General features: G+C 62.0%; 13 protein-coding genes. 3 read left to right on the forward strand and 10 right to left on the reverse strand.

What is annotated here, in order from left to right:
- Positions 1-5: 5 nt before the first annotated feature.
- Complete coding sequence (locus PspS04_RS07080; RefSeq protein ID WP_095170964.1) at positions 6-899, reverse strand: DMT family transporter; 894 nt, start codon at positions 897-899, stop codon at positions 6-8.
- 92 nt (positions 900-991) lie between these two features.
- Complete coding sequence (locus PspS04_RS07085) at positions 992-1750, reverse strand: helix-turn-helix transcriptional regulator (RefSeq protein WP_095170965.1); 759 nt, start codon at positions 1748-1750, stop codon at positions 992-994.
- A gap of 134 nt (positions 1751-1884) precedes the next feature.
- Between PspS04_RS07085 and PspS04_RS07090 the strand changes: the two genes are divergently transcribed.
- Complete coding sequence (locus tag PspS04_RS07090) at positions 1885-2700, forward strand: UDP-2,3-diacylglucosamine diphosphatase (RefSeq protein ID WP_159994330.1); 816 nt, start codon at positions 1885-1887, stop codon at positions 2698-2700.
- Positions 2701-2948: 248 nt separating this feature from the next.
- On the opposite strand, the gene PspS04_RS07095 is transcribed toward PspS04_RS07090, so the two are convergent.
- Positions 2949-3524, reverse strand: coding sequence for an HD domain-containing protein (locus PspS04_RS07095; protein ID WP_159994332.1), 576 nt, complete (start codon positions 3522-3524; stop codon positions 2949-2951).
- A gap of 98 nt (positions 3525-3622) precedes the next feature.
- On the reverse strand, positions 3623-3934 hold the full coding sequence (locus PspS04_RS07100; RefSeq protein WP_159994334.1) for a DUF962 domain-containing protein: 312 nt from the start codon (positions 3932-3934) through the stop codon (positions 3623-3625).
- Between the two features lie 161 nt (positions 3935-4095).
- Here PspS04_RS07100 and PspS04_RS07105 point away from each other — a divergent pair, with 161 nt between their 5' ends.
- On the forward strand, positions 4096-5157 hold the full coding sequence (locus tag PspS04_RS07105) for an AraC family transcriptional regulator (RefSeq protein WP_095170971.1): 1062 nt from the start codon (positions 4096-4098) through the stop codon (positions 5155-5157).
- Here PspS04_RS07105 and PspS04_RS07110 read toward each other — a convergent pair.
- Positions 5114-6568, reverse strand: a complete 1455-nt coding sequence (locus PspS04_RS07110; protein WP_159994336.1) for a TrkH family potassium uptake protein — start codon at positions 6566-6568, stop codon at positions 5114-5116. The genes PspS04_RS07105 and PspS04_RS07110 overlap by 44 nt on opposite strands.
- Before the next feature lie 119 nt (positions 6569-6687).
- Here PspS04_RS07110 and PspS04_RS07115 point away from each other — a divergent pair, with 119 nt between their 5' ends.
- Complete coding sequence (locus PspS04_RS07115; RefSeq protein ID WP_095170974.1) at positions 6688-7254, forward strand: NAD(P)H nitroreductase; 567 nt, start codon at positions 6688-6690, stop codon at positions 7252-7254.
- A 465-nt stretch (positions 7255-7719) separates the two neighbouring features.
- Here the strand turns inward: PspS04_RS07115 and PspS04_RS07120 are convergent.
- The 5 genes from PspS04_RS07120 to PspS04_RS07140 form a co-directional block, all read right to left on the reverse strand.
- A protein-coding gene (locus PspS04_RS07120; protein WP_194240661.1) for an IS3 family transposase occupies positions 7720-9272 on the reverse strand; the annotation gives its coding sequence in 2 pieces (ribosomal slippage) (positions 7720-8810 and positions 8810-9272; 1554 coding nt in all).
- A 504-nt stretch (positions 9273-9776) separates the two neighbouring features.
- Positions 9777-11114 carry a sensor histidine kinase gene (locus PspS04_RS07125; RefSeq protein WP_159994340.1) on the reverse strand — a complete coding sequence of 446 codons (1338 nt, stop codon included), beginning with the start codon at positions 11112-11114 and terminating at the stop codon, positions 9777-9779.
- A gap of 67 nt (positions 11115-11181) precedes the next feature.
- Complete coding sequence (locus PspS04_RS07130; protein ID WP_159994342.1) at positions 11182-11625, reverse strand: LTXXQ domain protein; 444 nt, start codon at positions 11623-11625, stop codon at positions 11182-11184.
- Between the two features lie 141 nt (positions 11626-11766).
- Entirely contained in the window at positions 11767-12444 is a 678-nt protein-coding gene (locus tag PspS04_RS07135; protein WP_159994344.1) for a response regulator transcription factor, read from the reverse strand.
- Positions 12445-12669: 225 nt separating this feature from the next.
- On the reverse strand, positions 12670-12969 hold the full coding sequence (locus PspS04_RS07140; protein ID WP_159994346.1) for a YciI family protein: 300 nt from the start codon (positions 12967-12969) through the stop codon (positions 12670-12672).

A 12969-nucleotide genomic window follows, 5' to 3' on the forward strand; every position in this document is an offset into this window, starting at 1 on the left:
GACGCTCACTGGGCACTCGCCACCTGGCGGGGCTTGGGGCCGGTGCTGCGGCTGCCCAGCAGGCTGGAGGCTACGATGGCGATAATGATCAGCGCGCCTCCCAGGAGCATGCGCAGGCTGGGGTTTTCGTTGAACAGCAGCCAGGCCACGCTGATCCCGTAGACCGGCTCCAGGGCAAACACCACCGCCGCCGTGCGTGCCTTGATCACCGCCAGGCTGGCGACGAACAGGCTATGGGCCAGGCCGGTGCAGAACACCCCGAGCAGGCCGATCCACAGCCAGTCGAGGGCGCGAACTTCGCTCAGCCCCGGCGCGGCCACCGGCAACAGGCACAACGCAACCACCACGTTCTGGCACAGCGCCGCCTGCACCGGCGGAATGTGCCCGGCGCTGGCGCGGTTGGTCAGCGACAGCAAGGAGAACAGCAAGCCGGACGCAACCGACCAGAGCAGGCCGCTGGTGGCTTGGCTGGCCAGGTCGAAATCCGGGGTCACCAACACCAGGCCGATGCTCACCAGCAGCACCAGGAGGATTTCGTTGAGGCGAATCCGTTCGCGGAAAATCAGCCCTTCGAGGATCACGGTAAACGCCGGGAAGCTGGCGAAACCCAGGGTGGCAATCGCCACGCCGGCAACCTTGACCGCAATGAAGAAACTCACCCAGTGCCCGGCCAGCAACAGGCCGCTGAGCAACAGGCGGCGCAGATCCCGGGCCTGCAGTTGGCGCCAGCCGGTGCTGCTGGCGAACCGCGCAAAAAATGCCAGGGCGAGCACGGCAAAGGTCGCGCGGCCGAAGACGATGATGGCGGGGGAGGCGGCGGCGAGTTTGCCGAGGACACCGGTCAGGCCAAACATCAGTGCACCGATGTGCAGGGCGCCAAGGGCGGAACGGGGAGTCATTTCAATCCTTAAACAGAAGAACGCAGTCGTGCTATTGAAGCGCGCCAGGTGCGGGGCTGTCTGTCGCCAGACTCGCGTTTTCTAGCGCCAGCCTAGCGTTCGTTCACCGTGCGTCGCAACGCGCCGGGGGATGAGCCGAATTCGCGCAACACCGCAGCGGCGAACGCGCTTTGCGAGGCATAGCCGACCCTGCAGGCGACCTCACCGATGGGCAGCGCGGTTTCGCGCAGCAACTTGACCGCGATATGCAGGCGCCGACTGCGGATGTAGTCCATCGGGGTCTGCCCGCACTCGGCGACGAACCGGGCATGCAGCCGGGCGCTGGACAATCCTGCGATTCGGGCCAGGTCAGCGACTTGCAGCGGGTAGGCGGCGTACTGGTCGATGTGCCCATTGAGGGCGGCGTAGGGCAAGCGTTTGCTGGCGACCTGGTGTGGCGCCGCACTGTTGAGACTGGCCAACAGCAAAATCGCGCCTTGCTGGGCAATCAGCGGATCCTGCACCGGACTGCTGGCCAGCCAGCTCACCAGTTGGCTCTGCCCGGCATCGAGCGGCAGCCGGCCCGGGGTGTCGAGCAGGCGCCGACTGGCCTCGGCGTGCTCACCCAACGATTGCACCAGCCATTGTTCACTTGGCACGTCGAGCACCAGGCAGCGGCTGCCTTTCGGGCTGCCGCAGGCATGGTGGGCGCCTTGGGGGATCACCACAAAGCTCTGTTGCTGCACTTGGCTACCCTGGCCGCCGACCTCGAAATCGAGTGCGCCCGACAGGCCGAACACCAGTTGTGCGTGGTCGTGGCTGTGGACGATCAGGTCGTGGCTGTATTGGCGTAGCGTGAGGATCGGTCTCATCACGGTCTCCTGGGCAGGACCGCAGTTTACACCGGCGGGGTCCTGTTCCGGGCTGTCATCGGATTGGCGTATTTGTGTCATGGGCCATTAATCGCTGCGGTGCAAGCTTGTGAAAACTCTCGCAGAGGTTGCCCATGACCCGTGCCGAATTCGCCAAGCCCAGCCGTAAACAACGCGTGCGCACCTTATGGATTTCCGATGTGCACCTGGGCACCCGGGATTGTCAGGCCGAACATCTGTCGCAGTTTCTCAAGGGCTATCACGCCGACAAGGTGTACCTGGTCGGCGACATCATCGATGGCTGGAAGCTGCGCAGCGGCATGTACTGGCCCCAGGCGCACACCAACGTAATCCGGCGCCTGCTGACCATGAGCAAGCGTGGGACCGAGGTGATCTATGTCACCGGCAATCACGACGAGTTCCTGCGGCGCTACTCCCGGTTGATCCTGGGCAATATCCAGTTGGTGGACGAGGCGATCCACGTCACGGCCGATGGGCGGCATCTGTTGGTGATCCATGGTGATCAGTTCGACGTGATTACCCGGTATCACCGCTGGTTGGCGTTCCTCGGGGACTGGGCCTACGAACTCACCCTGACCCTCAACCGCTGGCTCAACCACTGGCGTGCCCGGTATGGCTACGGTTACTGGTCGTTGTCGGCGTACCTCAAGCACAAGGTCAAGACGGCGGTCAGCTTTATCAGCGATTTTGAACAGGCGATTGCCCACGAGTGCGTCAAGCGCGGGCTGCACGGGGTGGTGTGCGGGCACATCCACCACGCCGAGATCCGCAAGGTGGGCGAGGTGGATTACCTCAATTGTGGCGATTGGGTGGAGTCCTGCACCGCGCTGATCGAACACTGGGACGGCACGATCGAACTGTACCGCCTGGCCGATGCCCAGGCGCGCGAGGCCCAAATCAATGCCATCAAGGTCGCCGAACCGGCCTGACAGTCACCGTGGGAGCGGGCTTGCCCGCGATGAGGCCGGCACATTCACCACCGAGGGGGCCTGACACACCGCTATCGTCGGAACGCCGCCCGGAGCAAGCTCGCTCCTACGGGATTGGGTGTATGGAAAATCCGCGAGCCTCCAAAACCCTGTGGGAGCGGGCTTGCCCGCGATGAGGCCGGCACATTCATCACCGGGGGGCCTGACACACCGCTATCGTCGGAACGCCGCCCGGAGCAAGCTCGCTCCTACACCATCGCCGCGCTGTAGATGGAGTTTTTCGGCCGGGCGAACAGGCGTTCCATCATCGGCTCGAAGAAGCTCAGGGGCAGGGTGTCATAGCTGGGGTCAAACGCCGCGGCGTCGTATTTGGCGCAGAACTCGATAGTCTGGCGGTACTGCGGGTGTTCGCTGAACTGCTCGCGCAGGTGTCGGTCCATGCCCAGGTGATGGAAGAAGTAGTAGCCCTGGAAGATCCCGTGCTGTTCCACCATCCACAGGTTCTCGGCACTGACAAAAGGCTTGAGGATGGCCGCGGCAATGTCCGGGTGGTTATAGCTGCCGAGGGTGTCGCCAATGTCGTGCAGCAGCGCGCACAGCACGTACTCCTCGTCACGCCCGTCACGCCAGGCCCGGCTGGCGGTTTGCAGGGAGTGGGTCAAGCGGTCCACGGGAAAACCGCCAAAATCACCCTCGAGCAATTTCAGGTGCGCCACGATCCGGCCTGGCAACTGCTTGGCGTAGGCGCTGAAGTCGGCCGCGATGATGCTCCAGTCTTCCTGCGTACCGTCCTTCATGTGGGTGAAACGGGCGTGGGCATTCATCGGCTATCCTCTTGTTCTCTTGCCGGGATGAGTCTGAGTGTAAAGCCTGGCTGCGGGCGCACAGTGGCCGCGCAGGACGGCTTGATGGCCCGGCGGGCCTAGAACGGCACCTTGCCGACGATCATGTCGCGGTACATGACAAAATCGCCGAGCAGGCTGTAGAGCGGGTGCTGGAAGGTCGCTGGACGGTTCTTCTCATAGAAGAAATGCCCTGCCCAGGCGAAGCTGTAGCCGGCCAGTGGCAGCGCCAGCAATAACAGGAAAGCGCCCTTGGCAATGGCCAGGGCAAAAATGAAAATCACCAGGGTGGTCCCGATAAAGTGCAGTCGTCGGCAAGTGCTGTTGCTGTGTTCGTCGAGGTAATAGGGGTAAAACTCGGCGAAGCTGTTGAATCGTCTGACGTTTTCCACGACTGCAATCTCTGTGAAGGACGGTATGGCCAAGCGGATGTGCAACGGGCAGCTTAATTGAGTCTAGAGTGATCATTGGCATCGGCCAGTGACAATAGGCGCCACATTAGTATCCTTGGGAAATCGGCCGTGAAACGCGACTTATCAAGTAAGAAAATCCCATGAGCGAACGAACGACTTCTGCAAGTTGGGCGATGGGGATTGTCAAGGCACTGGAAATGGACGGCCTGGATTGCCGGGCCCTGTTCCAGCAGCTGGGGCTGGACTTTGCAGCGCTGGACGATCCCGATGCGCGTTTTCCACAGGACTCCATGACCCGGCTCTGGCAGCTGGCGGTCGAGCTGTCCGGCAATCCGGCGATTGGCCTGAACATGGGCAAGGTGGTGCGCCCGGCGTCCTTTCATGTCGCCGGCTATGCATTGATGTCCAGCCAGACCCTGGCCGAAGGATTTCAGCGTCTGGTGCGTTATCAGCGGATCATTGCCGAAAGTGCTGACCTGAGCTTTCGCCTGCTACCCGAAGGTTATGCACTGATCCTGACGGTGCACGGCGACCATCTGCCACCGACCCGGCAAAGCGCCGAAGCCTCGCTGGCCTGTGCCCTGGGCCTGTGCGGCTGGCTGACCGGACGCACCTTGCAACCGCGCAAGGTGCTATTCCAGGGCGCGCTGCCGCTGAACCTCGCGCCCTACAAGGAAGCCTTCCATGCCCCGCTGGAATTTGATGCGCCCTACGATGCGTTGATCTTCGAACGGGCAGACATGGAGGCACCGCTGCCTACCGCCAATGAGGCGATGGCGGTGCTGCATGACCGGTTTGCCGGTGAATACCTGGCGCGATTTTCCGAAAGCCGGGTGACCCACAAGGCCCGGCAGGTGCTCTGTCGCCTGTTGCCCCAGGGCGAGCCCAAGCGCGACACCGTGGCGCAAACCCTGCATCTGTCCCAGCGCACCTTGCAGCGGCGCCTGCAGGAAGAGGGCACGAGCTTTCAGACGCTGCTCGACGATACCCGCCGCGAACTGGCCGAGCAGTACCTGGCGCAACCGAGCATGACCCTGCTGGAAATTGCATACCTGCTGGGGTTCGCCGATCCGAGCAACTTCTTCCGTGCTTTCCGCCGTTGGTTCGACAGCACACCCGGTGAATACCGGCTGCGCCTGGTCGACTCGCCGAAAGTCCTCAGTGACGCCAGAACGCCGGAATACACAGCACAAACACGGTGATGATCTCCAGCCGCCCGAGCAGCATGCCCACCGAGAGAATCCACTTGGCGGCATCGGGCAGGGTGGCGAAGTTGCCGGCCGGGCCAATGGTTTCGCCCAGGCCTGGGCCTACCCCGGAAACGGTGCTGGCCGCGCCGGTCAGGGCGGTCATCCAGTCCACGCCGAGCAGCGACAGCAGCAGGGCGATGACGCAGATGGTGATGGCGAAAAAGAACGAGAAGGTCAGGATCGAACGCACGATCTCTTCATCGAGGCGGTGGCCGTTGTACTTCTGTTTGATCACCGCACGCGGGTGAATCAATTGGTTCAGGTTGGCCTTGAGCAGGATATAGGCGACCTGGAAACGAAAGATCTTGATCCCGCCGGCGGTTGAACCCGAGCACCCGCCGACAAAACCCAGGTAGAAGAACAACATCAGCGAGAAGTTGCCCCACAGGCTGTAGTCCCCCAGCGCAAAGCCGGTGGTAGTGACCACGGACGTGACGTTCAGCGCCACGTGGCGCAAGGCGTCGAGCCAGTGCAGGTTGGTGGTCCACCAATACCAGGTCCCCAGGACCAGCCAGGTAACCAGCAGCATGCCCAGCAGCCCCTGGACCTGTTGGTCCTTGATCAGCGCCCGGCGATTGCCGCGCAAGGTCGCCACATACAGGGTGAACGGCAGGCTGCCGAGAATCATGATCACCACCGCGACCCAGTGCACCGCCGGTGCGGTCCATTTCGCCAGGGACTGGTCGGAGGTGGAGAAACCACCGGTGGAAATCGCCGACATCGCGTGGTTGATGGCATCGAACGGCGTCATCCCAGCCCACCAGAACGCCAGGCTGCCAAGAATGGTGATCCCGACATAGGCGGCAACGATCAGGCGCGCCACCATGTGCGAGCGCGGCATGACCTTTTCCGAGCGGTCCGAGGATTCGGTCTGGAACAGCCGCATGCCACCAATGCGCAGCAGCGGCAGAATCGCCACCGCCATGCCGATAAAGCCGATCCCGCCCAGCCAGTGCAACAGCGAGCGCCACATCAGGATGCCCGGAGACATGTTGTCCAGGCCACTGAGCACAGTCGCGCCGGTGGCGGTGATACCGGACATGCTTTCGAAAAACGAGTCGGTGTAGCTGATGTGCTGGGTCAACAGGAACGGCAGCGCCGCAAAGATACACACCACTACCCAGCTGGAGACGGTCAGCAGGTACATGTCGCGCGGGCGCAGGTGCACATGCTCGGGGCGTCCGGGGATGACCAGGGCCAGGCCGGCAAGAAAGGTGATTAGGCTCGACCAGAGGAACGAGGGCAGGTCGCTGGTGCGTTCGTAGATCACCAGCGTCGCCATCGGCACAACCATGCTGATAGACAGGGTGATCAGGAAGATGCCGATGATGAAACCAATGATCCGTAAGGTCGGCAACGCCATGAAGTCCGCTCGGGCTGATGTGGGAGGGCGCCATTCTACCTGCGGGGCGGGGCATGTAAACCGGCATCCGGTGGGCACTTACCGCTAGAATAGCCAAACTTTTTTTCAGGAGGTGGCCGATGCAGGCTCTCGACGCTTTGCTCAACCGTGTTTCCGTTCCGCGTTTGCTTGATCCGGCACCGACTGCCGAACAACGCGAAGTGCTGTTTGGCGCCGCCATGCGCGCGCCGGATCACGGGCATCTGCAGCCGTGGCGTTTCTTGACGGTCGAAGGTGAGGCACGCGAGCAATTGGGCGAGATCCTGGCCCAGGCCGCGCTGTTGCAGGATGCCGAAGCCCCGCAGGCGGTGGTGGACAAGGCCCGCAACGGACCGCTTCGAGCACCATTGGTGGTCGTGGTGATCGCGCGCTTGCAGGATCACCCCAAGTATCCGAAATCCGAACAGTTGCTGGCAGCGGGCTGCGCGGCCCACGGGATTCTGCTAGCGGCTTACGCCCAGGGGATCGGCGCGGTATGGCGCACTGGCGAGCTGGCGTACTCGGCGCACGTGGCCAAGGGCCTGGGCCTGGCCGAGGGGGAGGAGGTGATTGCCTTCCTGTACCTGGGTACCCCGCAGAAAGAACCACGGGTTGCCGAGAAGGTCGACCTGTCGCAGTTTGTCAGCGCCTGGTCGGTCCAGGGCTGAACAACGCCTCTAGCCAAGCCCCTGTGGGAGCGGGCAGTCGGGGTGTTGGATTAGGCCGAGTACATATCCATTTTTGCGGTAACGGCCTCCTATGGTTCCGCTTTTACAGCGGCTCACTTTTGGAGGAGCCCAAAAGTAAGCAAAAGGCTCTTGCCCCACCACTCGGCACCTCGCTTGGGCTCGGTGTTCCCTCACTCCGGCTTGAATCCGTGGGCCGCCGCCACGCGCCATCCATGGCGCGGGGCGGCTAACCCGGCGTCCTGCCGGGTTACCCACGGCTTCAAGCCTGCGTTCGGCCAGCGTGGTTAACGGGGCGCCCAGGATCAAAAGCCAGAGCCAGAGCCAGATCAAAAGATTGCTGACTTCGTCAGCGTCTTAGGAAGTAGAAGCCACACCGCGCATGCCCTAGCGATCAGGTCGGCTCTAACGGCGTTTTTCAAGGTAGTTGTCGTGTCGCCCGTCTTGCTAGGCGACCTTCACGACAACTGTCAGCTCCCTTTCGGGGTTGAGATACACCGTCCCGATTGGGTTCCAGTTGCGTGTCTCACCTGACCATCTTTCAGGCCTTTTTTCTCTCGCTTGCCCATAGATTGCCGCCCTCCGGGCCAAGATTTCCCGGTCATTTCCCTCGTGGCGCTGGGCGGGTGTCACGAAGCGGATTCGGCTATGACGATGCTCGGTGTTGTACCAGGCCATAAAATTCCTCACCCAGATACGCGCGTCATCCAGGCTGCTAAATCCATCCTGCGGCCACTGCGGGCAGTACTTCAGCGTTCTAAACAGCGACTCCGAGTAAGGATTGTCGTTGCTTACCCGAGGTCTTCCTCTCGATGGCGTGATACCCAGGTCGTACATCTTGGTCAGTAACGTCACCGATTTCATCGGTGCGCCATTGTCCGAGTGAAGCACCAGCGGCTGACGCCAGCACTTCTCTCGAGTGACACTTCGTTGCAGTAGGACGGCTGCTTTTTCACCGCTTTCTGCCTCGTAAACTTCCCAGCCCACGGCCTTTCGGCTGTAGATATCCTCGATCAAATAGAGGTAGTAAAACTTCCCACGAACCGGCGACGGCAGGTACGTAATATCCCAAGACCACACCTGATTGGCGGCTGTCGCCGCGTAAGTGGTGGGTGCTTCATGGCGATGCGGGCGTTTGGCGCGGGAACGATGATGCTGCTGATCTGCCGCATGCAGCACTCGGTAAAAGGTTGCCTCCGATGCCATGTAACGTCCCTCGTCAGCGAGCCGTGGCACGATCTGGCTCGGTGGCAGATGTGCGTAGGCCTTGCTGTTGCACAAGACCAGGATAGCTTGGCGCTCAAGATCACTCAGGGCGTTACTCGGCACTGGCCTCACCGTCGTGGTGCGCCCATCTGCCAACATTGCTTCGGGCAGGCTCCAGCGCTGTAGCGTGCGTAGCGAAATACCGACTTCTAGACACGCAGGCGCCCTGCGGGCGCCCGCCGTGATGGCTTCGTTGAGCCAGTCGACGAGAAGATGCCGTTCTGGCAACAAGGTCAATTGACCTCGTCGTCGCTCCCCCAGTAGGCATTGAGCTTTTTTCGCAGCACCAGCAATGCGACTGTTTCAGCCAGTGCTGCATCCTTTCGGCGCAGCTCGCGCTCCAGTTCCCGAATCCGCTTTTTATCCTCCTTGGTCTCCCCAGCGATTCCTTTTTTCAGCGCTGAATGATTAGTACTGTTGGCAATGAAAGCTTTGCGCCAGCCATCAATTTGCTCAGGGAAAATACCGTTGCGACGGCAATACTCACTCAGCTCCAGCTCCGACAAAGCTGATGATTCGATGACTGCCATGAGCTTGGATTCGGCAGACCAATTTTCAGGCGACTGCTTGTTTTCGGACAACTGGGAACCTCTGGCAGCAGCTTGCTTACGCCAATAATGAAGAGACATGTCGCTACAACCTTCACGGCGCGCGACCTCCGACGCTGAAAGGCTCAGGGGCGGAAGCATCATTTTCAACAACGCAGCTTTGCGTTCTTCTGAATAGAAAGGCATGACCTTACTCTTGCCGCCCCCGGAATACTTTTAAAAAGCGGAGGACACGACAACTACCCTGACACCGGGGGCTAAGGCCGCCTCGCTTTGTTTTTGATCCTGGGCGCCCCGTTAACCACGCTGGCCGTACTTCGATATTGATTTGGGGGGTAAACCGGCAGGACGCCGGTTTAGCCGCACTGGGCCAGGGAGGGCCCATTGCGGCGGCCCCCCAAATCAATGTCGGAGTACGGGCATGCCGAGCCTAAGCGAGGCACCGAGTGGTGGGGAAAGAGCGTTTTGCTTACTTTTGCGCTGTTCAAAAGTGAGCCGCCGTCAGGCGGAACCATAGGAGGCCGTTACCGAAGAAATGGATATGTACTCGGACCAGGATCCAACATCCTGGTCGGCCCAGAGGTCACTACGCAAGCAGGTGCAACGTCGCACCACAGTTGTGTAGATACCTATGCCCATCGCTGGCGAGCCAAAAGCGGGCGTCAGCTCCCCAAAAAGGCGGAGCCGGGCTCAGGTGCTGGCTCCCGGTTCCAGTGGCAACTCCAGGCTGGCGATGAATCCGCCTTCTGGGTGATTGGCCAGGGTCAGGCTGCCACCGTGACGCTCGGCGGCGCGGCGGGCGATGGCCAGGCCCAGGCCATGGCCGGGGGCAGTCTGGCCGGGCGCGCGGTAGAAGGGTTCACCCAACTGCGCCAGATGCTCGGCGTCGACCCCGGGACCGTGGTCGCGCACGCTGAGCACGATACGTTCACCCTGGTGCCGGGCCAGGACTTCGATCGGCCGTCCGCTCGGGTTGAAGCGCTGGGCGTTACGCAACAGATTGTCCAGAGCCCGCTCAATCATGGTCGGCCAGCCCTTGAGCTGCAGGTTTGGTTCGGCTTCGACCCGGATCTGCTGGTCCGGCGCAGCGAGCTTGGCATCGCGCTGCACGCTGCCCAACAACAGGTTGAGGTCCACTGTCTCGGCGCTGGCGTTATCGGCATCGACCCGCGCCAAAACCAGGATTTCACTGATCAAGGCCTCCAGGCGGTCGCATTCGCGCGTCAGGCGCGGCCAGAGTTTTTCCCGCTCTTCGGGGCCGGCTCGTTCGGCCAGGGCCAGGGCGATGCGCAAGCGCGCCAGGGGCGAGCGCAGTTCGTGGGACACGTCACGCAGCAATTGCCGCTGGCTGCCGATCAGGCTCTGCAAGCGTGCGCCCATGCGGTTGAAGTCATTGGCCAATACGCCGAATTCATCGCGCCGGTTGGCCAGGCGCGCCAGGCTGTTCTGCTGGTACGTGGTCTGGCCCAGGTCATGCACCGCGCCGCGCAAGCGGCTCAGGGGGCGGGTGATGGACAGCGTCACCAGCAGGCTGAAGAGGGTCAGCACTACCAGCGCAATACCCAGCGCGCTCAAGGGCCAAAGCAGGCTTTCGCGATGCCAGCTATCGAGCTCCGGGTGGGGGATGCGGTAGATCAGCAGGTAGGTTTCACCGGTTTTTGCGCTGGTGTACTCGGCGGTCAGGCGCCGCCACGGCAGGTGCCGGTCGTTATTGTCGTTCTGCCGGGCCTCGAAGGCCGCCGCACGACGCGGAAAGGTACCGCGCACCACCGGGTCACCGCTTTCGTTGAGCACCTGGACGTCGATGTGATAACGCCGTTTACGTTTTTCCAGCAGTGTTTGTGCGGCGTCCTCGCCGTTTTCCTCGTACAGCTGGGTCCACTGCTGCGCCAGGGTATTGAGACCGGGATGTCGACTGAGAATCCAGGCGTCCTGGTTCAGCATGTGCCCAAGCAGTATCGATAGCCCTGCTACCAGGGCGATGGCCAGCCAGAAACTGGCGAGAATGCGCCAGAACAATGAACGCACGGGAAACCCTCAAACAAGGAAAGCCCAATGGCGGGGACCATTGGGCTGGGGGAATAACGCTAGAGCATTATTGCGCTTTTTGCGGTTGTTGCGCTTTCCACGCCTGGAACTGTGCCCATTCGGCCTTGCGTTCGGCGCGCTTTTTCTGGATGGCGTCGAACTTCTGCTGCTGGTCAGGCTTGAGCAGCGCCCGGACCTCGGTTTCGGCTTTCTGGTGACGGGCGGCGATTTCGTCTTTCATGGCTTTCTGGTCGGCTGGTGACAGTTTTTCCAGGTATTTGTCGACCAGCTGCTTACGCTCGTGCATCTGCTCGCCCATGATCTTGCGGATCTGCTCGCGTTGTTCGCGGCTCAGGTCCAGCTGGCTGTAAGGGCCCTTGCCGTGATCGTGCATCTGAGCGCCGTGACGTGGGCTGTCCATCGGGCCCATCGGCCCCTGGCCTTCTGGCATGGCCATGGCAACGGTGGGCAGGGCGGCAGCGAACAGCACAGCGATAAGGGTCTTGCGCATGGTGTATCTCCTTGTCTCGTTCCCGGTGTGTTCCGGATGAGTGCAGATTACGCAGATCAAGGTCAGCGGCGGTCAGCGAAGCGTAAAGCTTGGGTAAAGACGGTCGCACGCGGTCCTGACATTGGCGCCGGCCTACTGAACTCAGAGGCTGTAGTAATAACCGCGGCTGCGCAGGGCCACGATGCGCGGGCGGCCATCGGGGTGCGGGCCGATCTTCTTGCGTAGGTTGCTGACGTGCATGTCCAGGCTGCGGTCGTAGAGGGTCAGCTTGCGGCCGAGGGCGATCTGCGCCAGTTCCTGCTTGTCCAGCGGCTCGCCAGGCTGCTTGAGGAGGGCTTCGAGCAGGCGGCTTTCGGAGACGGTCAGGGTGTATTCCTGCAGGTCGATGCTGACCACGCCCCGCGCAGGGCTGAAGCACAGGTCGCCGAGTTCCACCTGGCTGGACACGGCCGTCGGGTGACTGCGGCGCAGTACGGCGCGCAGGCGGGCGGTCAATTCCCGGGGGTCGCAGGGCTTGGCCAGGTAATCGTCGGCCCCCAGCTCCAGGCCGAGGATCCGGTCCAGCGGTTCGCCACGGGCCGAAAGCATCAGCACTGGCAGCTCGGGGTGGTCGTTGCGCAATTGCTTGAGCAGTTCCAGGCCGCTGCCGTCGGGTAGCATCACGTCCAGCACCACGGCCGCCGGCGCGAACTCGGCCAGGGCGCGGCGGGCGCTCAGTCCGTCGTGGCAGGCGCGCACGACAAAGCCTTCCTGGCTCAGCCAGCTACCGAGGAGCTCGCACAGCTCCTGGTCATCATCAATCAGTAACAGCTCGCTCATGACTTACTCAATTTAGCCATTGTCGATGTGGGGGGTGTCCATTCCTGGCAACGATATCGCAATGCAGGGCGGCGCGCGCGACTGGCATGCCACGACGAACCCGTGCGGCTGAGTGGTCAGCTGGACAGGGCGGGGTGAAAAACCTGAGGCGGGTGGGTTGAAACAAACATTGCGAGCACTATGGAGTGCGCGATGAACACAAGGTTCACCGCGCCGCCAGGCTTCTTAAGGCAGGACTTGCTTGAACGGCTTGACCAGGACGTTGGCGTAGACACCAGCGTCGATGTACGGGTCGGCATCGGCCCAGGCCTGGGCAGCTTCGAGGGAGGCGAATTCGGCGACGATCAGGCTGCCGGTGAAACCTGCGGCGCCTGGGTCATTGCTGTCCACTGCCGGGTGCGGACCGGCCAGGACCACGCGGCCTTCGGCCTTGAGCTGTTGCAGACGCTCAAGGTGCGCAGGGCGGGCGGCCAGGCGAGCTTCCAGGGAGTTGGCGACGTCTGTGGCAATAATTGCGTAAAGCAT

The organism is Pseudomonas sp. S04 (assembly GCF_009834545.1).
GTDB lineage: Bacteria > Pseudomonadota > Gammaproteobacteria > Pseudomonadales > Pseudomonadaceae > Aquipseudomonas.